This is a genomic window from Thalassospira lohafexi (assembly GCF_002844275.1).
Classification (GTDB): domain Bacteria; phylum Pseudomonadota; class Alphaproteobacteria; order Rhodospirillales; family Thalassospiraceae; genus Thalassospira; species Thalassospira lohafexi.
This window is the reverse complement of the sequence record NZ_NXGX01000002.1, coordinates 529596-548953: the sequence shown is the minus strand read 5'-3', so window position 1 is coordinate 548953 and position 19358 is coordinate 529596. Positions and strand designations below refer to the sequence as shown.

The 19358-nt window shown below is 53.1% G+C and carries 17 protein-coding genes; 10 read left to right on the top strand and 7 right to left on the bottom strand.

Going from position 1 to position 19358, the window contains the following annotated elements; genetic code table 11:
- Positions 1 to 31: 31 nt before the first annotated feature.
- From COO92_RS06350 to COO92_RS06335, 4 genes are all read right to left on the bottom strand, one after another.
- Complete coding sequence (locus COO92_RS06350) at positions 32 to 472, bottom strand: MarR family winged helix-turn-helix transcriptional regulator (protein WP_165792288.1); 441 nt, start codon at positions 470 to 472, stop codon at positions 32 to 34.
- Between the two features lie 155 nt (positions 473 to 627).
- Complete coding sequence (locus COO92_RS06345) at positions 628 to 1113, bottom strand: group III truncated hemoglobin (protein WP_101300695.1); 486 nt, start codon at positions 1111 to 1113, stop codon at positions 628 to 630.
- A gap of 86 nt (positions 1114 to 1199) precedes the next feature.
- Entirely contained in the window at positions 1200 to 2549 is a 1350-nt protein-coding gene (locus tag COO92_RS06340) for an NAD(P)/FAD-dependent oxidoreductase (protein ID WP_101300693.1), read from the bottom strand.
- A gap of 114 nt (positions 2550 to 2663) precedes the next feature.
- Entirely contained in the window at positions 2664 to 4034 is a 1371-nt protein-coding gene (locus COO92_RS06335) for an aspartate aminotransferase family protein (RefSeq protein WP_101300691.1), read from the bottom strand.
- Positions 4035 to 4349: 315 nt separating this feature from the next.
- Between COO92_RS06335 and COO92_RS06330 the strand changes: the two genes are divergently transcribed.
- The 7 genes from COO92_RS06330 (at position 4350) to pgi (ending at position 12542) form a co-directional block, all read left to right on the top strand.
- Positions 4350 to 5732 (top strand): glutamine synthetase family protein, encoded by a 1383-nt coding sequence (locus COO92_RS06330; RefSeq protein ID WP_022732433.1) that lies wholly within the window; start codon positions 4350 to 4352, stop codon positions 5730 to 5732.
- Positions 5733 to 5778: 46 nt separating this feature from the next.
- Complete coding sequence (locus tag COO92_RS06325) at positions 5779 to 6327, top strand: cupin domain-containing protein (RefSeq protein WP_022732432.1); 549 nt, start codon at positions 5779 to 5781, stop codon at positions 6325 to 6327.
- Between the two features lie 84 nt (positions 6328 to 6411).
- Positions 6412 to 7917 (top strand): aldehyde dehydrogenase, encoded by a 1506-nt coding sequence (locus tag COO92_RS06320; protein WP_101300689.1) that lies wholly within the window; start codon positions 6412 to 6414, stop codon positions 7915 to 7917.
- Positions 7918 to 7956: 39 nt separating this feature from the next.
- The gene (gene speB, locus COO92_RS06315) at positions 7957 to 8928 is read left to right on the top strand and encodes an agmatinase (protein WP_101300687.1); all 972 of its coding nucleotides are present in this window, start codon (positions 7957 to 7959) and stop codon (positions 8926 to 8928) included.
- 114 nt (positions 8929 to 9042) lie between these two features.
- A complete protein-coding gene (locus COO92_RS06310; protein ID WP_101300686.1) occupies positions 9043 to 9627 on the top strand; it encodes a tyrosine phosphatase family protein in 585 nt (194 codons plus the stop codon).
- Between the two features lie 161 nt (positions 9628 to 9788).
- Positions 9789 to 10748: a PfkB family carbohydrate kinase gene (locus COO92_RS06305; RefSeq protein ID WP_101300684.1), complete on the top strand. Its 960-nt coding sequence runs from the start codon at positions 9789 to 9791 to the stop codon at positions 10746 to 10748.
- Between the two features lie 147 nt (positions 10749 to 10895).
- On the top strand, positions 10896 to 12542 hold the full coding sequence (gene pgi / locus COO92_RS06300) for a glucose-6-phosphate isomerase (RefSeq protein WP_101300682.1): 1647 nt from the start codon (positions 10896 to 10898) through the stop codon (positions 12540 to 12542).
- A 58-nt stretch (positions 12543 to 12600) separates the two neighbouring features.
- On the opposite strand, the gene COO92_RS06295 is transcribed toward pgi, so the two are convergent.
- Both COO92_RS06295 and COO92_RS06290 read right to left on the bottom strand, forming a co-directional pair.
- Positions 12601 to 12774 (bottom strand): DUF2256 domain-containing protein, encoded by a 174-nt coding sequence (locus tag COO92_RS06295; RefSeq protein WP_101300681.1) that lies wholly within the window; start codon positions 12772 to 12774, stop codon positions 12601 to 12603.
- Between the two features lie 23 nt (positions 12775 to 12797).
- Entirely contained in the window at positions 12798 to 13877 is a 1080-nt protein-coding gene (locus COO92_RS06290) for an NAD(P)/FAD-dependent oxidoreductase (RefSeq protein WP_101300679.1), read from the bottom strand.
- Positions 13878 to 14062: 185 nt separating this feature from the next.
- Between COO92_RS06290 and COO92_RS06285 the strand changes: the two genes are divergently transcribed.
- The 3 genes from COO92_RS06285 (at position 14063) to COO92_RS06275 (ending at position 18086) form a co-directional block, all read left to right on the top strand.
- Positions 14063 to 15658, top strand: a complete 1596-nt coding sequence (locus tag COO92_RS06285) for a choice-of-anchor I family protein (protein ID WP_101300677.1) — start codon at positions 14063 to 14065, stop codon at positions 15656 to 15658.
- Between the two features lie 163 nt (positions 15659 to 15821).
- Entirely contained in the window at positions 15822 to 16565 is a 744-nt protein-coding gene (locus COO92_RS06280; RefSeq protein WP_028791561.1) for a response regulator, read from the top strand.
- A gap of 9 nt (positions 16566 to 16574) precedes the next feature.
- Positions 16575 to 18086 (top strand): sensor histidine kinase, encoded by a 1512-nt coding sequence (locus COO92_RS06275; RefSeq protein ID WP_101300675.1) that lies wholly within the window; start codon positions 16575 to 16577, stop codon positions 18084 to 18086.
- Between the two features lie 158 nt (positions 18087 to 18244).
- Here COO92_RS06275 and COO92_RS06270 read toward each other — a convergent pair whose 3' ends face one another.
- On the bottom strand, positions 18245 to 19357 hold the full coding sequence (locus COO92_RS06270) for an ABC transporter ATP-binding protein (protein ID WP_022732422.1): 1113 nt from the start codon (positions 19355 to 19357) through the stop codon (positions 18245 to 18247).
- Between the last annotated feature and the right edge of the window lies 1 nt (position 19358).

Here is a 19358-nt window from a genome sequence, read left to right as displayed (position 1 = left end):
CGTTCGATTGGGTCCGTGGAGTGATTTTGTTTCAGGATTTCAGGTTCTGCGAGAACCAACTAATGAGTTTCTGCTGTACTTTGAAATGAGCTTCAATCTCGTCTGCGCTAAACTGTTTTTCAAGTTCGCTTAGGCGTGTCATCTCATGATCGCGAATGGTCTCGATGGCAGCGTGACCCGCATTGGTTAGTACATGCATATGGGCGCGTGCATGATCAGGGTTTGGGAGCTGCTCAACCAGACCTGCATCGGATGCCTCGGACAACATGCGCGCTACGAACTGGCGTTTGAGTTCAAGCATTCGGGTTAGTTGAGGTGCTGTAAGCGGGCCTTGATTGTAAAGCACTTCAAGCACGGCGCGTTGCCCAACGGAAACACCCGTGTCTGTTAGTTCCTGTTCAACATATGCCGAAATACGTCGCAACAAGGGGCGCGTCAACTGTATGGCGCGATAGAGATTTTCGGTTTGCAAGACTGGTTTGGTTTCCATTGTGCGATTGAAACGTATCCAATGAGTTTTGTCAACTGAGTTGACAAATCTGGTGTGATAATCGCGAGAAAACCGTTCCTTGTTCTTGTGCCTCGATGATTTCGTTTAATTGAATTCGGTGTGTCCGGGCAAACAGTTTAGCTCGGGTCCCCGTTGGCAACCGGGTCATAGCGTTCGCCTTTGGACAGAATCACGCCGTTATGCGCGGCAATGCCGATTTCAAAGCTTGAAGCAATGCGAAGGGCCCGTTCCATGAAATGTCTGGCGGCAGGTTCGTCGCAATATTCCGACAGTGTTTGGGCAAAAAGCTGCAACCAGCGGTCAAAGTGGTGACGGGTGATTTTAAGCGGCATGTGCTTTTGCATCGGGCGGCCATCATAATTGCCTGTTGCCAGTGCAACCGATGACCAGAACATCACCATGCGATCCAGATGGTTGTCCCAGTTTTCGACTTTCTCATCAAATACAGGGCCGAGTAAATTATCGTCGCGGACCTTGGCGTAAAAGCCATGCACGATGTTTTTGATCATGTCCTGATCAATCCCGGTGTCTTCCTTGATCCGCCTGGTGGCGATTTCGCGGCGTTCCTTGATTTCGGCAAGGGTTGGCTGTTTGTCGGACATGGTCAATCGGCCTGTGATGCGGTCAGAATGTCACAGGATTAGCGCAACCTGCGACGGTTGATCATGACATATGTCAGTTTGCCCAATTACGCAAACCGATCCCGTAATCCGTAATATCGATAGGCCGCTGACCGGGCGACACGGCGCAACTTTGGCAACGGGAAATTATCCATCGGCGTGCCAAGAACCGCGCCCAGATCTTCGTCGCCAATTGCACCTTGCATCCGTTGGGCCAGAAGTTTGCCGCCCTGACTTGCCAGCGCAACACCATTGCCGTGCCAGGCAAGGGCTGTCCACACATCCCGATGACCGGGAACCCGCCCGATATAGGGCCGCCAGCTTTGCGACAGACAGGCAAGCCCATTCCAGTGATGGGTAAGCTCAATATCACGCCATGCCGGGAACATACGGTTAAAGTTGCTCAGCAAGTCACGTTTGCCCGCATCAAAGGCCGCCGGGGTGGCGGTAATGCCGCCGCGTCCACCAAACAGAAACCTGTTGTCGGGCAGTTTGCGGAAATAATGCAGTAAAATCCGGCTATCAAATGCCATCAGGTCGCTGGTCCAGCCCTGTGCAGCAAGTTCATCGTTGCTCATGGGGCGGGTGACAAAAATGCCCGAAAAAACCGGCATCAGCTTGCCCCCAATCCAGTCGGGCAGGTTTTCCGCACTGTATCCGTTGGTGGCGATGATGATCTTGTTGGCAGTGATTTGGGTTGCGCCTGCATGCAGAGTGTATTTGCCGTCAGCTTCGTCAAAACGGCCGATCTTTGCCTGTTCGAATATTCGAACACCGGCCTTGATGCACTGTGCGTGTAATCCGATCAGATACTTCATCGGGTTGAGGCCAAATCCGGCTTTCACATGCAGCCCGCCGTAAGTTTCCCCGGCATTCAGGCCACGTTCCACAAGGGCATCACGATCAAGAAGTTCTGATTTAATGTCAGTGAAATGGTTGAGTTCGTCGATTTCTTCGTGCAGTTCACGCACCCGGTTGGGTTTATGAGCCAGAACGACCTCGCCATCCGAATGGCGGTCGGCATCAATGGTCCAATCGCTCAGGCGTTGATCGACCAGATCAATTGCATCGCGTTGAATACGGGCAAATTTACGGGTTTCATCCTCGCCAAATCGTTTGGCGAGATAGCCGTATCCCTTGCCACTGCCGCCCATGCAACAAAACCCGCCATTTCGTCCCGATGCACCCCAACCACTGCGCCCGGCATCAAAGACGGTAACATTTGTGCCGCTCGTCGCAAGTTCCAGGGCCGCTGACAAGCCGCAGTACCCGCCGCCAATAATCGCGACGTCGGTTTTAAGCGCGCCAACAATCGGAAGCTTTTCGCAATCTGGTAGTGGTGCGGCACTTTCGACCCAATAGCTGTCGGGCAGGGTGTCAGTTTGATAGGCGGCGGGCTGGTAAATGCGTTTGAGCATGGGGCACTCGTTGCGATGGGGTAAAACGATGGGATCGGATGCGCTGGATTAAAAATACCCGGCGATGATAGGTCATGCCGGGTATTTCGTTAAGTCACAGAAATTGTATGATGATTACATTTTGCCGATCTTCTTGGCAGTATCATCCAGTGCCGCACGGAGCCGTTTGACCAGCTCGTCGACTTCGTCGTGAGTAATGCAAAGCGGTGGTGACAGAACCATACGGTCACCACAGGCTCGTGAGATAACGCCGTTGGCAACGCATGCATCGCGGCAGATGGTGCCAACGGTGCCCGGCTTATCAAATGCTTTGCGGGTTTTCTTGTCATCAACCAGCGGCATACCAGCAATCAGGCCAACCGCTTCAACCGCCCCGACCAGCGGATGGTCTTTAAGGGTGTCAAGCTGTTTGCGGAAATACGGGCCGATGTCATCACGGACCCGTTCGACCATTTTTTCATCGCGCATGATGCGGATGTTTTCAAGGGCGACAGCGGCGGCGGCCGGGTGGCCGGAATAAGTAAAGCCGTGGGTGAATTCACCGCACTGGTTGATCAACACATCGGCAACACGTTCGCCAACCATAACCGCCGAAATCGGAAGGTAGCCAGACGACATACCCTTTGCCATCGGCATCAGATCGGGTTTGATGTCAAAGGTCTCAGACCCGAACCAATTGCCGGTCCGACCAAAGCCGCAAATGACTTCATCGGCAATCAGAAGAATGTCGTATTTTTTGCAGATACGCTGAATTTCTGGCCAGTAGGTTGACGGCGGAATGATTACGCCGCCAGCCCCCTGGATCGGCTCGCCGATAAAGGCGCCAACGCGGTCTGCGCCAAGTTCCTCGATTTTTTCTTCAAGCTTGCGCGCGGTCAGCAGACCGAATTCTTCGGGGGTATGGTCGCCGCCTTCGCCGTACCAGTAGGGCTGATCAATATGAACGACATCGCGCAGCAGTGAGCCACCCTGCGCATGCATGCCCGACATGCCGCCAAGCGATGCACCGGCCACGGTCGAGCCGTGATAGGCGTTCTTGCGACTGATGATGTGGGTGCGCTCAGGTTTGCCCTTAAGATTCCAGTATTGATGCACCATACGAACAACCGTGTCGTTCGCTTCAGACCCGGAATTGGCGTAAAATACGTGGTTGAGGCCTTTGGGCGTGATTTCGGCGAGAACTTTGGAAAGCTCAATCGCAGGCGTATTCGCACACTGGAAGAAGTTGTTGTAGTAGGGCAGTTCAAGCATCTGCTTATAGGCCGCTTCGGCAAGTTCCTTGCGACCATAACCGATATTGACACACCAAAGACCCGCCATGCCGTCAAGATAGCGCTTGCCGTTGGAATCCTCGATAAACACGCCCTTGGCGCTGGTAATAACGCGCGTGCCACGATTGTTCAGGTCCGCCGTATCGGTGAACGGATGAATATGGTGTGCCTGATCTATGTCCTGCCAATAGGCGGTTTTGTCGAAATTATTCATAGCGTCTCCTGACAGCGGTACTTGCCTGTTTTGTGCGATATGTTGAACATCTGCTTTTAGTGTTCGTTTTTTTGAACACCTTTGCAAGAGGAAATTTTGGATAATATTTTGCGGTAAAATGCGTTGTTTTTTGTTATCTGCTGGTTGTTGTGGGATGCTGGTGTCAGCTGATTAATTTCACGTATTCAGAAATTGTGCGCTGCGCGAATTGCACGATATATCGCACGAATGGGCTTGACCGGGGCTGTTTGGCACGGCACGATGCGGCAGGGATAAACCCTGCGAATACGAGGCCTTTTCTGGGAGTACAAGACGATGAACAAGTCGTTCGTCGAAGACAGTAGGGCAGAAGCCCAACGATTCTTTGAAGAAAATCCTGATATCGAACTTATTGAATTGCTGATCCCCGACGTTAACGGGGTGTTTCGTGGCAAGCGAATCAGCAAACAGAAATTCCTTAAAAGCTTTCAGGAAGGCGTTAATCTGCCGGGTTCCGTCTGTCTTGTCGATATCACCGGTGACAATCCGGAAGGCACGGGACTTCTGTGGTCCAGTGGTGATCAGGACAATATAGCAAAGCCTATTGCCGGTACGCTGTGCCGTGTTCCATATGGCGAACTGCCTTTGGCCCAAGTGATGATGAGCTTGTATAACCTTGACGGTTCGCGCTTTTTTGCCGATCCGCGCAATGTTTTGCAGTCGGTTGTTGATCGCATGGCCGCGGACGGTTTTTATCCGACTGTGGCACTTGAGCTTGAATTCTATCTTGCCGATCAGGATCGGGAAACAGCCGTGCCATTGCCCCCGCAGCCGCTTGGTGGCGGGATCGCATCGGATGGTGTGCAGGTTTATGGTCTTCAGCAGATTGAGGATTTCGAACGGGTTCTTCATGATGCGGTTGCCGAACTGAACCGTCAGGGTATCCCGGCCGATACCATCGTTGCCGAAGCAGGCCCCGGACAGTTTGAAATCAATCTGGGCCATGTCAGTGACCCGATGATGGCCGCAGACCATGCCATGCAGCTTAAACGCGTGGTTAAGGGCATTTCATGGGATCACGGTGTAACCGCGACCTTCATGGCAAAGCCGTATTCTGATCAGGCTGGTAACGGCTTGCACGTCCACGTTAGTTTGCGCGATGAAGACGGCAATAATGTTATGTCGCCCAAAGGCGATGAAGAAGTGTCAGACAATCTGCGCTTTGCCATTGGTGGCCTGCAGGAAGCGATGTTTGAAAGCATGGCGATCTTTGCGCCGAACCCGAATTCATTCCGTCGGTTCCAGAACAAGGCCTATGCGCCGATGTCGCCGAACTGGGGTTTGAACAACCGGACTGTGGCATTGCGTATTCCCGCAGGCAGTCCGAAGGCCGCACGTGTTGAACACCGTGTATCTGGTGCGGATGCAAACCCCTATCTGGTTTTGGCCTGTGTTTTGGCTGGCGTGCATTACGGCATGAAAAACAAGCTTGATCCGGGTGAGCCAACAGTTGGCAACGGCTATGAACAGCACGGAGGCAAGATCGTCCCACGCAGCATGATTTCTGCCCTCGACCGGTTTGTTGAAGGCGATATCGTCAAAGAATATTTGGGCGAGAAGTTTGTTGAAGTTTTCGACATTTGCCGTCGTGCCGAATATGACGAGTTTTTCTCTGAGGTGACGCAGCTTGAATATCGCTGGTACCTTGATGCGGTCTGACCGCGCATAAAAATATAAAAAGCGTGCGATAGGGAAAAGAACAGGAATGTCACAGAAGGTAGGGGATCGCCTGAAGGCTGTGCGCAGCATGTATGGGCTGTCACAACGGGAACTGGCACGGCGTGCCGGTGTCACCAACAGCACGATTTCGACGATCGAACAAAACCGCGTCAGCCCGTCGATTGATAGTCTGGCCAAGGTTTTGGCAGGAATCCCCATGACCCTGATCGATTTCTTCACCATCGATCTTGATACCGGTGAAGAGATTTTCTTTAACAAGGAAGATCTTGTTGAGCTGGCCGACGGGACGATGTCGATGCGTCTTGTCGGGGCAACGCGCAAGGATCGTAATTTGCGTGTTCTGCATGAAACCTATCCGGCTGGCGGTGACACGGGTGACAAACTGATTGTCCAGAAGGGTGAAGAAGCCGGTGTTATCGTGCGTGGCAAACTTGAGGTAACCGTTGGGGAGCGGGTCAAGATTCTTGGCCCCGGAGACGCATATTATTTCAATGCGGAAATCCCGCACCGTTTCCGAAATGTCGGGGATGGTGAATGCGAAGTTGTCAGTGCCGCGACACCGCCATCTTATTGATCACGTCATAAAACGGGCAAAATGCCCGTGTATGTTTATCTAAATCGAACAAGGCCCAAAGCGCCATCCGTCAGGAGACTTCCGATGACCAATCCGTTGAATTTTGAACAGCTGACCGCACAGGCCGCAGCCCTTGATATTCGCAATAAGGCGTTCATCAATGGCGCCTATGTTGATGCGGCGTCCGGCAAGACCTTTGACTGCATCAGTCCACGTGATGGTTCGGTTCTGACCAAGGTTGCCGAATGTGATGTCGAAGACGTCAACCGCGCGGTGGCGTCAGCCCGTGCTGTGTTTGAAAAAGGCAGCTGGTCGGAAGCAGCACCGGCAAAGCGCAAGGCAATCCTGCTGCATTTCGCCGATCTTCTCGAAAAGAATGCTGCTGAACTCGCCTTGCTTGAAAGCCTTGATATGGGTAAGCCGATCACGCTGGCGTCGCGCGATGATATCCCGCTTTCATACAAATGCATTCGTTGGTATGCCGAGGCGATCGACAAGGTTTATGACGAAGTATCGCCATCGGAAATCAATGCAATTGGCATGATTACCCGTGAGCCGCTTGGCGTGATTGCGGCTGTTGTGCCTTGGAACTTCCCGTTGATGATGGCGGTGTGGAAACTTGGCCCGGCCTTGGCGATGGGCAATTCCATTATCTTGAAACCGGCAGAACAATCGCCGCTTACCGCCCTGCGAGTGGCGGAGATCGCGGTTGAAGCGGGTATTCCCGAAGGTGTCCTGAACGTTGTTCCGGGCTTTGGCCCAACAGCGGGCAAGGCGCTTGGCATGCATGAAGATGTCGATTGCGTGACCTTTACCGGGTCTGGCGAAGTCGGCAAGCTGTTCTTGCAGTATTCCGGTCTGTCAAACATGAAACGTGTTTGGTTGGAATGTGGCGGGAAAAGCCCGAACATCGTTCTGGCCGATTGCCCGGATATAGATGCGGCGGCGGCGGCTGCCGCAGGTGGTATTTTCTATAATCAGGGTGAAGTCTGTACCGCGGGTTCGCGCCTGATTGTCGAAGAAAGCATCAAGGACGAACTGATCGAAAAAGTCATTGCTGCGGGTGCAAAAATGCAGCCGGGTGACCCGCTCGATCCCAAAACCGAGATGGGTGCTATTGTCGATGAAGGTCAGATGAACCGTGTTCTGGGCTACATCGAAAAGGGTTCTGCCGAAGGCGGCGTTTTGCGCACCGGTGGTAAACGTGCGCGCACCGAAACCGGCGGTTATTACGTTGAGCCGACCGTGTTTGATGGTATCAAAAACGACATGACCATCGCCAAGGAAGAAATCTTTGGTCCGGTTCTGTCGGTTATTTCGGTCAAGGACTGGAAAGAAGCTGTTCAGACCGCAAATGATACGCCATATGGTCTGGCCGCAGCCGTCTGGACGCGAGACATCAACAAGGCACATCTGACCGCAAAGAAACTGCGGTCTGGTCTTGTCTGGGTCAATTGTTGGGATGGCGGCTCCATCACCATGCCGTTTGGTGGCTACAAGCAGTCAGGGACAGGTCGCGACCGTTCCCTGCATGCGTTGGACAAATATTGTGAAATGAAGTCGACCTGGATTGCACTGGGCGACGCCTGAGCAGACTTTTAGTCTTCATTCAGAGATAAGGGATGAAAAATGAGCAGCACCGGGGTCATTGATTCCAAAGGCGGCGATAACGCCTTTACGGCGAAATCCGTGCATCAGAACACCAGCGAGCCGATGTATTCCGGCGCACTGTCGTTCATGCGTCGCAAATATTCCCGCGATCTTACCGGCATTGATGTGGCGGTAACGGGCATTCCCTATGATCTGGCGACATCAAGCCGACCGGGCACGCGACTTGGCCCGCAAGGTGTGCGCCGTGCCTCGGCCAATCTGGCATGGGCGCCGCACTTCCCATCAGGTCGTGATATTTTTGCCGAACTGTCGGTGATTGATTACGGCGATATGGTCATTGATCCGGGTCATCCAGAAAAGCTGCCCGATATGATCGAAGATCATGCGCGCGATATCGTGCAGTCAGGATCCAAGATGCTGACGATTGGTGGCGACCATTTCATCACCTATCCGGTGTTAAAGGCCCATGCCGAGAAATACGGCGATGGTATTTCGCTGATCCAGTTTGATGCCCATTCCGATACTTGGGAAGATGACGGCGACCGGATTGATCATGGCACCATGTTCTGGCACGCCGCCCAGAAGGGCATTGTCGATCCATCAAAATCCATTCAGGTCGGTATTCGCACCCACAATGAGTCGGCGCATGGGTTTAACATACTGTATGGCCCGGATGTTCAGAACATGTCGATTGACGCCATTGTCGCGAAAATCAAGGAAACGGTTGGCAATCGTCCGGCCTATATCACCTTTGATATCGATGGTCTGGACCCGTGCTATGCACCGGGGACGGGAACACCTGTTCTGGGCGGGATGACCACCCATCAGGCCGTTTCAATCCTGCGTGGCCTTGCCGGACACATTGATCTGATCGGCAGCGACGTTGTTGAAGTTTCCCCGCCGTATGATGTTTCTGACATCACATCGCTTGCCGGGGCGACAATGGCATGGGAAATGCTAAACATTCATGCGGTTAACCGTTCGAAATAAGCATTGCGACATAAGTGTTTAACGCATTGGGCCGGGCTTATTTCATGAGTCCGGCCCTTGTTTTTTTAGATTGCTGTGCTCTTATGTCGTGAAAACATCACTTAGGAGGACGACATGAAACAGATTTCCATTTCCATGCTGACAATTTGCGGCATTGATGAGCTGCCAACCCATCGCAGCAGTGCTGTTTCACATGTGTTGTCCATGATTGATCCTGATCGGGATGATCCCGATGTTTTTACGCATTACAGCCCGCATGAACGGACCTTGCTGCGGTTTCATGACATTATTGATGATAAAGCCGACATGATTGCGCCGAGCCCCGACATTGTCGAAGAGGTGCTGCGTTTTGGTGAAGCACTGAAAAATACGGTGGATCAGCGGTCAAACGGGCATTTGCTTGTTCATTGCCATATGGGGGTGTCACGTTCGACTGCGGCAATGCTGACATTGATGGCACAAGCGCAGCCTGACCTTGACGAAGATAGTCTGTTTAACGAGCTTCGGACCATTCGTCCGATTGCGTGGCCAAATTCACGCATGATTGGCTATGCCGATGATTTACTGGGCCGTGATGGCCGGTTGGTTGCGGCGTTGCATCGCCATTACCGCGCACAGCTTGATCGCGATGCCAGTTTTGATGAGTGGATGCGGTCCCTTGATCGTGGACGTGAAGTGGATCAGGGGTGGGCGGTCTGAGTGCCGCGCGGTCATAGTTCGAAGATCGGAAAACAGGTCGTTTCGAAAGAAACGGCCTAATTCCTTTGCGTGATGAATTGAATCGATTTAAAAGCGGTGCGTCCCACAGCAAATGATATGATCCCGATCCATGATCCGGGTGATAAAAACGGAGAAACGTAATGACGGCAAAAGCTGTTTGCCTTGGGGAACTTCTGATCGATTTTGTGCCGACTGTGACGGGAACCGGCCTTGCCGATGCGCCTGCTTTTGCCAAGGCTGCGGGGGGCGCGCCGGGGAATGCGGCTGTGGGATTGCAACGTCTGGGTATTGAAACCGGCTTTATTGGCAAATTGGGCGATGATGCCTTTGGTCATTTTCTGGTTGATACGCTTAAAAGTGCCGATGTTGATACATCCGGTATCGTCCTGACCAAGGAAGCCCTGACCGGGCTTGCTTTTGTGTCGTTGCGCGCTGATGGGGAACGTGAATTTTCGTTCTATCGCAGCCCGTCGGCCGATATGCTGCTGTCACCGGCTGATCTTGATCAGGATATGCTGAAATCGACCGATCTGTTCCATTACGGAACGCTGTGTATGATTGATGATGATCCGCGTGCAGCCACGCTTGAAGCAATCAAGATCGCGCGCGAAAACGGTGCGATTATTTCCTGTGATCCCAACCTTCGTTTGCCTCTATGGCCAAGCGAAGAGAAAGCGCAGGAAATCCTGCGTCTGGCGATCAGTCAGGCCGACATTGTCAAAATGTCGGATGAGGAAATCCTGTTTGTATCGGGCAAGGATGACCTTGAAGACGGCATCAAGGATTTGTGGTGTGACGGATGGCGGGCCTTGGTTGTGACCTATGGTCCCAAAGGGTCGCGCTTTATCACCCCGGAATTTGATGGTTTTGTCCCGTCTTATAAAATCACGGCTGTTGATGCGACTGGGGCAGGGGATGGCTGCACGGCGGGTTTCCTGTCGCGACTTTTAAAAGACCCGGCTTTGCTGGGATCAGAAGAAAAGCTGCGCGCCGCATGCGCCTTTGCCAATGCGGTGGGCGCGATTACAGCCACCAAACGCGGTGCGATCAACGCGCTTCCGACCGAGAAAGAAGTCGAAGCCTTTCTTTCCGCGCGTTGAGGATTTAGGAATACCGTGTAAGCGTGGCGGCAGCCCCATCACCGCCACACTCTTTACGCAAACTGTCCCACAAACAGTGTGATCACCGTGCTAGGCTGCCTGGCATGTTGATTGTGTGTGAAATGATTTGAATTGGCCGAGGGTGGTATGTCCGCAGATAAAATGACCGATAGCTGGGAAAAACTTGATCGCCTTGGTGCGGATGTTTCCGAAAAATTGAACCTGCGTCAGGCGTTCGCCGACGATCCCAAACGGTTTGATCGCTTTAACGTGTCACTGGATGACCTGTTTGTTGATTATTCGAAAAACCTGATCAGCGATGACGTCATGGTCGCCCTGCGCGAACTCGCGATGACGGCCAATGTCGAAGGTTGGCGCGACCGGATGTTTGCCGGGGACCGGATCAATGTCACCGAAAACCGTGCTGTTCTTCATACGGCCCTTCGCAATCTTGATGGCGGTTCGATCGAGGTTGACGGCGAAGATGTCATGCCCGCGATCAAGGACGTTCTTAGCCGGCTCAAAGCCTTTGCCGCGCGGGTTCATTCGGGTGCGTGGAAGGGCCATACGGGCAAAAAAATTACCGATGTCGTCAATATCGGCATTGGTGGATCGGACCTTGGTCCGGTGATGGTTAATGAGGCGCTGCGCCCGTATCATGTTGACGGCATCCGGTGCCATTTTGTGTCGAACGTGGATGGTGCGCATATTGTCGATACGCTGAAACACCTTGATGCGCAAACAACGCTTTTCATCATCGCATCCAAAACCTTCACCACCGATGAAACCTTGACCAATGCTTATTCGGCGCGCGATTGGCTGATTAAGGCATTGGGCGACGAAAATGCCGTCGCCAAGCATTTCGTCGCTGTTTCAACTGCGCTTGAAAAGGTAGCGGCATTCGGGATTGATACCGATAATGCGTTTGGTTTTTGGGACTGGGTTGGTGGGCGCTATAGCCTGTGGTCGGCGATTGGCCTGCCGATTATTCTCGCGGTCGGCTATGACAAGTTCGAAGAATTGCTGCGCGGTGCCCAGGCGATGGATACTCATTTCAAGACGGCACCGCTTGACGCCAACATTCCTGTGACCCTTGCCCTGATTGGGGTGTGGTATCGCAATGTGTTGGGCGCATCGAGCCAGGCCATCCTGCCATATGATCAGCATCTTTCGCGGTTGCCTGCCTATTTGCAGCAGGCCGATATGGAAAGTAACGGTAAATCAGTGACCCGTGATGGTCAGCCAATTGCCTATGAAACCGGCCCGATCATCTGGGGGGAGCCCGGCACCAATGGCCAGCATGCGTTTTATCAGCTGATCCATCAGGGAACCGAACTGATCCCGGTGGACTTCATTGTCGCGGCTAAGGCGCTGCATCCGTTGTCAAACCATCATGACAAGCTGGTTGCCAATTGCTTTGCACAGGCCGAAGCCCTGATGCGCGGTAAGACCGAAGCAGAAGTTCGTGACGAGCTTGCTGGTGGTGATTTGACCCCGGCTGAAATCGATGTGCTTGCCCCGCAAAAAGTTTTTGCCGGTAACAAGCCCAGCACGATGATCCTCTATAAGCAGCTTGACCCGTTTACGCTGGGCCGTTTGGTGGCGATGTATGAACATAAAATCTTTGTTCAGGGCATCATCTGGAATGTGAATTCCTATGACCAGTGGGGTGTTGAACTTGGCAAACAATTGGCCAAGGAACTGCTTCCAATGGTGCAGGGCACTGAAAGTGCTGCATCACGTGATGCCTCGACTGCGGGGCTTGTCAAGCAATTGCAATCGTTACGTAGCTGACTGCCGGGGGCGGTCATCGCGTGCATTTAATGCGTGAAAAGATCGACGTTGGCTTTGACTAACATCGCTCTTTTTGTGAACGCTGGTTGCGGCATCTCTCCGAACAATATCGCACAGTATCCCAGCAATCCTTCCATTTACGCCGCCATGAAAATGGTCGATTGCAGGCCGGGCAGGTCTTTTGTGGCAAGTCGGCCTTTGAAGGGCGTTGTCCGTTTGCGTTACGCGGCATGTTGGTACGTTCTGTTGTTAGCGCTACCCTATCAGGGTTTCCATCATGGCGTGCGCGGCGGTTTGGCCGCTGCGCCATGCGGCTTCGACCCGCGCGCCAAGGCACCAGTCACCTGCGGCAATCACCCGACCATTCATACCGTTTAAATAGCTTTTGCCAAGGGGCACTTCCGTACGAGCATAGCGCCAGCGATGGGCGGCGATGCTATGCAGTTCGGGCAGTTTGACACCACTTGCGGCGCGAAGGGCCGATAGAAGCTTTTCAATCACCCGGTCTTTGTCTTCTTCGAGATGGTCGCGCGACCATTGTGGTGTTGCGTGCAAAACCCATGGGTCGGGGGTGCGGGTATGAAAGACGCCTTCGTTTTGTGTGCTGCGCGCCGCCCAGCTAATTTCCGGAGACGGATAGAGCATGGCATCAAAGGCCGTCGGCAGCGGCTTTTCAAATGCCACCATTACCGCCCAGCAGGGTGCCATCACCACATCACCAATCGGATCAAAACGGGGGCTGAGCGGGCGTAAAATATCCGCAGTTTGTGGTGCGGGTGCGGAGACAATCACTCCGTCAAATGGCCCAAATGCGCCATCAAGATCATCATGCAATATGAACTGGCGCGGGCCGGATGGCTCAATCGCGATGATGCGATGCTGTTTTTTGATGCCAAATTCATCCACCAGCGGATGGATCAGCTTATTCATCTGCGGTGCGCCTTGAAACCAGCAATCAACCGCAAGGTTACCGACCGTGCTGGTCTGAGCTGTTTGATCAAGTTGCGATATGGTGTCGGGGTTTTGTGATGTCTCTTTGGTAGGGTATATCGATCCACTTTCTATGTCGCCGCGATGAAGGTTCGGGCGCCAGTTTCGCGCGGATTTATGATCGGTTGCCTGACGCAGGAATGCATCAAATCCGGGATTTCGGGCAGTCACATATTGAGCACCATGATTGAAATGACCAAAATCGGTGCGCCGGGATGCCAGACGGCCGCCAAGACCACGGCTTTTTTCAAAGACGGTGACGTTCATTCCAATATTATACAGCGTGCTGGCGGCTTTTAGACCGGCCATTCCCGCACCTATAACGGCGATGTTAATCTGTGGCATGAAGGCAATCCTGTCTGGCTTGGGTCCTGACAACGCGACGGTTTGACTATTGTTACGGCTTCGCACGCCGATTGGAGCAGTCATTGCCGAAAGATATTTATGAAATGGTCACCATTTGGTCATCAAACCGTTACATCAAATCCGCAGGTTGTCTGTTTTGATGAACCATTTACCAAGGGGGAATTATGCGTTCTTCACTTCTGGCAACTGCCGCCGTTTCCGTACTATTGAGTGCCTGTGCCGGGACCGCCAGTAACAGTGTCATGATGGCCGATGAGAACACCAATGTTGGTGCACATCCACTCACGATTGTCCCGATGGGCGAATATCGGACAGGAATACTTGACGAAAGTGCGGCTGAAATTCCGGCCTTCGACCCGGAAACAAAGCGTATTTTCGTGGTCAATGGTGCCGACAAGGCGATTGATATTCTTGACATGTCGAACCCGGATGAACTGATCAAGGTCGGTGCTATAACACTTTCGGCGTGGGGCAAGGGTGCCAACAGCGTTGCGATCATGAATGGGGTTGTCGCGGTTGCGGTTGAAAATGCCGACAAGCAGGCCTCCGGACAGGCTGTGTTTTTCAATACTGATGGCGACTTCATCTCGGCTGTTACGGTCGGGGCATTGCCCGACATGATCAAATTCAGCCCGGATGGTAAACATGTTTTGGTTGCCAATGAAGGTGAGCCGAACGATGCGTTTACCAACGACCCGGAAGGCAGTGTTTCGATCATTTCACTGTCAGGCGGTGTTGATGGGCTGAGCGATTCCGATGTGCGCACAGTTGATTTTACGTTCCTCAATAATGCCGACCTGCCATATGGCATGCGGACATCAAGCCCCGGCACCTCCAGCGTCGCGCAGGATGTCGAGCCGGAATATATTGCGGTTAGCAAAGACAGTAAAACCGCCTATGTCTCGCTTCAGGAAAACAATGCAGTTGCGATCATTGATATTGAAACAGCCAGCGTAAAACGCGTTGCCGGGCTTGGTTTCAAGGATCATTCGGTGCATGCGTTTGATGCCAGCGACAAGGATGAAAAAATCAACATCCGCCCATGGCCGGTCATGGGCATGTATATGCCAGACACCATTGATGCGATTGAGATTGATGGCAAGACCTGGGTTCTGATCGCCAACGAGGGCGATTCACGTGATTACGACGGGTACAGCGAAGAAACGCGTGTCGGTAAGCTGACCCTTGATCCGGTTGCCTTCCCGAATGCAAGCAGCCTTCAGAAAGATGAAAATCTGGGCCGGTTGAAAACAACAACTGCACAAGGCGACACCGATGGCGATGGTGACGTCGATGTGATTTACAGCTATGGGGCGCGGTCGTTCTCGGTCCTTGATGCCGATGGCCAAATGGTCTTTGACAGTGGTGATGCGTTTGAGCAGTACTTGGCAGCAAATTACGCCAATGTATTTAACGCATCGGATACCGAAAATTACAGCCGCGACAACCGTTCTGATGACAAGGGGCCAGAACCCGAAGGCATCGCATCGGGCTATGTCAACGGCACGCCGTATGCCTTTATCGGTCTGGAACGTCAGGGTGGCTTTATGGTTTATGACCTGACAAACCCGACCAACCCGCAATTTGTCACCTATCACAGTGACCGTCGTTTTTCGGGAAGTCCGGAAGCCGACACTGCTGGTGAACTCGCACCGGAGGGCTTCCAGTTTGTCGCGGCCACAGACAGCCCGACCGGCAATGCGATGCTTATTGTTGCGTCTGAAGTATCGGGCAGCACGAAGGTTTATGACCTGAAATAGTCCATCACATTGCAGGATGTGAAGGCGTTGAAACGCATTGGGGAAAGCCGGGAAACACCCGGCTTTTTCTTTTATCAGCGACAATTGGTAAAATGGTTCAAACCGTTGGCATTATCGACTAAACTCCGCCCAAGGCTCAAACGGGCCTGTCTACCATAGGGAGGTGGGGACTCTGACTACGCGACGTGAACCTCATATTCTGGTTGTCGATGACGATCAGGAAATCCAGAAGCTTTTGAAAAAATTCCTGCTGCAACATGGCTTTCGGATCACCACGGTGTCTGATGGTAATGAGATGCACAGGGCTTTACGCGACTGGAAAATCGATCTGGTGATCCTTGATATCATGTTGCCAGGTGAAGACGGCTTTGCATTGTGCCGTGACGTGCGTCGTACATCCAAGGTGCCGATTGTTATGCTGACGGCGGTGGGTGAGGATACGGACCGTATTCTTGGGTTGGAACTTGGTGCGGATGACTATCTGACCAAGCCGTTCAATCCACGCGAATTGCTGGCACGTATTCGTGCCGTGTTCCGCCGGTTTGAAACCGGTACTGCGGGGCCGGTTGATAATGAAGTCGCGCCAACCAAACGGATCATTTTTGGCGAATGGACCCTTGATATTGGGTCACGCGAATTGCTTGATGCCGACCGCGTGGCGGTTCACCTTTCGACCGGTGAATTTTCGCTGTTGCTGGCATTGGTCAAAAACAACAAGCGTGCGCTTTCGCGTGAACAACTGGTTGATATCGTGCGCGGGCAAAGCTCGCTGCCGTTTGATCGCAGCATCGATATCCAGATCAGCCGCCTGCGCCGCAAAATCGAAAAAGATGCCAAAAACCCCAAACTGATCAAGACCGTGCGCGGTATCGGTTATCAGTTCTGCGCAGATACGCAAACGCTTTAGGGTCGGTTGATGGGCGGTATGTTCGCGGAATTTAGCAACCATCTTCGCCGCTATAAACCGCGTACCCTTGGCGGGCGCATCTTTATGCTCATGATGCTGGGGGGCGTGATCATCGCCATTCTCAGTACCATGGCATCCCTCTATGTCATTGAACGCAACGAGCGGATCGGCCGGGCTTATACACTGGGCTTCACCATCCGCGAATTGCTTCGTATTGCCGAAAATCCCGAATTTGAGTCCAATATCGTTGATATCGCGGCGCGCGATGGCATGGTACTGCGGATATTACCACCCGATGATCTGGGGACGTTGCTTTTGTTCTCACGCCCGGCACAGCACATTGCCCTTCCGGTCAGGTTGGCCAACACCGGGTGGCCGATTTCGGTAAAGGTTCATTTTCTGCGTGGGCGGCTCAGTGCTGAACAGCGCGCCGTCATCGAGGCCACCGAAAATCCCAGCCTGTTTCTCGCCGAGCTGTCGCGCGAAATTGCACGGCTTGGTCTGGAAGCCCAGGTCGAAATCATGATGCCATCTGGCAAACGGTTTCTGGTGAGCCATGATGAACTTTGGGCAAACTATTCGTCGCCGTCGCTTGTTTTCTTGATGTTTTTGATGGGGGTCGCCGCCGTTTTGGCGGTGTTTGCAGCCCTTGCCGATTTACTGGCTGGACCGTTCAAGAACCTGACACGTGCCATCATCAATCACGGAGATGAAGTCGATAATCCGCCAGTCGAAGAACGTGGCCCGACCGAAGCCCGGTCGATGGCAGCAGCCTATAACGATTTGCGCGAACGGATATCGCGCATGCTTGGCGACCGAACCCGGATGCTGGCGGCGATTTCGCATGACTTGCGCACACCCAGCACGCGGTTGCGTCTACGTGCTGAATTCATTGAAAATGATGAGTTGCGCGAAACGGTCCTGCGCGACCTTGATGAAATGGACAGCCTTTTAAACGATGCGCTCGACTTTCTGGGCGACTGGATTCAGAAGGAAGAAGAACGCACCGTTGATTTCGTGTCTGTTCTTGAGGCGATCTGTGACGATTACGCCGATCTTGGTCGCCCTGTGTCCTTTGATGGCCCCCAACCATTGCAATTCAGTTCCGTCCATACGGTGTTTGGCGGCGGGGATGAACCACATTCCTTCGACGGCAAACGCAGCATTCGTTTGTCCTGTCGACCGGGTACTCTCAAACGTGCCTTTACCAACCTGATTGAAAACGCCCTGAAATACGGTCATCGGGCAAAAGTCAGTCTTGAAGCAACAGCCGACACGGTTTTGGTCACGATCCGTGATGAAGGCCCGGGTATTCCCGATGAGCATCAGGATAAGGTGTTTTTACCGTTCTATCGGGTTGAAGGATCACGCGCGCGAAAGACAGGCGGCAGTGGCCTTGGACTGTCGATTGTCAAAACCGTGGTTGATGCCCATGATGGCCATATTGCGTTGCGCAACATGCCGGGCAGGGGGCTTGAGGTGATTATATCGCTGCCCCGTCGGGTTACGGTCAATCCGTGATCTGTTGAATGCGGTAACAAAAAAAAACGGCCCACATCGGGACCGTTTACAATCTACGTGAACCTGCCATTTGATGCATGTTCTGACGCCGCCTTCGATTTGGGCATACGCCAAAAAGAAGAATGGCGGGTGGCCCCCAGAACCACCCGCCAGTCAGATCAGATCCGCAACTCGGAATCCGGGTCAAACAGACTGATCTGAGACATGTCGGCCGAGAACGTCATGCTCTCGCCCGGTGTCGGTGCCCGGTCTGGCCGGACACGTGCGACGATTTCTTTGCCGGCAATTTCAATCACAGTCATGGTGTCGGCACCTGTCGGTTCGATCACTTCGACTTTGCTATCGAAATTGACGTACTGGCTGTCGGCAGAGTCTGAGCTACTACGTTTGTGCGTAAGCGCCTCAGGACGGATGCCAAAGACAACCTTCTTGCCAGCATATGCGCGGTAGCTTTCCGGTGCTTCAAACAGCGGAAGACTGATCGGGCTGCCTTCGCGGTCAATATGAACCGAAAGCGTGCCGTTTTCATCGCGCAGGGTCGCATCCATGAAGTTCATCGACGGTGAGCCGATGAAGCCAGCAACAAACATGTTGTTCGGGCGCTCATAGATGTTCTGCGGGGTATCAAACTGCTGCAGGATGCCGCCCTTCATGACAGCGATCCGCGATGCGAGGGTCATGGCTTCGATTTGATCGTGCGTCACATAGACAATGGTCGATCCAAGACGCTGATGCAGTTTCTTGATCTCGGTACGCATGTCGACGCGCAGCTTGGCATCAAGGTTTGACAGCGGCTCATCGAATAAGAAGATGTCCGGATCGCGCACAAGTGCGCGACCCATGGCAACGCGCTGGCGCTGACCACCTGAAAGCTGGGCTGGTTTGCGATCCAAAAGCGGTTCGATCTGCAGAAGTTTCGCGACATCGGCAACTGCCTTGTCACGTTCCGCGTTTGAGACGCCACGGATTTCCAGACCAAAGGTGATGTTCTTACGCACCGTCATATTCGGATAGAGTGCATAAGACTGAAACACCATGGCGATGTTACGGTCTTTGGGATGCACGTCGTTAATGACGCGATCACCAATGCGGATTTCCCCGTCCGTGGACGTTTCCAGACCTGCAATCAGGTTCAGAAGGGTCGATTTACCGCAACCTGATGGACCGACAAGGACGAGAAACTCGCCATCGTCAATCGACAGGTTGATTTCCTTGAGAACTTCAACAGGGCCAAATGCCTTGCGAACTTTATCGAGGGTGAGTGATGCCATT

Excerpts from the sequence above, each read along its gene's own strand:
- COO92_RS06320 (WP_101300689.1), top strand. The coding sequence starts at position 6,412 with ATGACCAATCCGTTGAATTTTGAACAGCTGACCGCACAGGCCGCAGCC.
- COO92_RS06330 (WP_022732433.1), top strand. The coding sequence starts at position 4,350 with ATGAACAAGTCGTTCGTCGAAGACAGTAGGGCAGAAGCCCAACGATTC.
- COO92_RS06295 (WP_101300681.1), bottom strand. The coding sequence starts at position 12,774 with ATGCCGCGTAACGCAAACGGACAACGCCCTTCAAAGGCCGACTTGCCA.
- COO92_RS06325 (WP_022732432.1), top strand. The coding sequence starts at position 5,779 with ATGTCACAGAAGGTAGGGGATCGCCTGAAGGCTGTGCGCAGCATGTAT.
- COO92_RS06270 (WP_022732422.1), bottom strand. The coding sequence starts at position 19,357 with ATGGCATCACTCACCCTCGATAAAGTTCGCAAGGCATTTGGCCCTGTT.
- COO92_RS06340 (WP_101300693.1), bottom strand. The coding sequence starts at position 2,549 with ATGCTCAAACGCATTTACCAGCCCGCCGCCTATCAAACTGACACCCTG.
- COO92_RS06285 (WP_101300677.1), top strand. The coding sequence starts at position 14,063 with ATGCGTTCTTCACTTCTGGCAACTGCCGCCGTTTCCGTACTATTGAGT.
- COO92_RS06290 (WP_101300679.1), bottom strand. The coding sequence starts at position 13,877 with ATGCCACAGATTAACATCGCCGTTATAGGTGCGGGAATGGCCGGTCTA.
- COO92_RS06310 (WP_101300686.1), top strand. The coding sequence starts at position 9,043 with ATGAAACAGATTTCCATTTCCATGCTGACAATTTGCGGCATTGATGAG.
- COO92_RS06305 (WP_101300684.1), top strand. The coding sequence starts at position 9,789 with ATGACGGCAAAAGCTGTTTGCCTTGGGGAACTTCTGATCGATTTTGTG.
- speB (WP_101300687.1), top strand. The coding sequence starts at position 7,957 with ATGAGCAGCACCGGGGTCATTGATTCCAAAGGCGGCGATAACGCCTTT.
- pgi (WP_101300682.1), top strand. The coding sequence starts at position 10,896 with ATGTCCGCAGATAAAATGACCGATAGCTGGGAAAAACTTGATCGCCTT.
- COO92_RS06275 (WP_101300675.1), top strand. The coding sequence starts at position 16,575 with ATGGGCGGTATGTTCGCGGAATTTAGCAACCATCTTCGCCGCTATAAA.
- COO92_RS06345 (WP_101300695.1), bottom strand. The coding sequence starts at position 1,113 with ATGTCCGACAAACAGCCAACCCTTGCCGAAATCAAGGAACGCCGCGAA.
- COO92_RS06335 (WP_101300691.1), bottom strand. The coding sequence starts at position 4,034 with ATGAATAATTTCGACAAAACCGCCTATTGGCAGGACATAGATCAGGCA.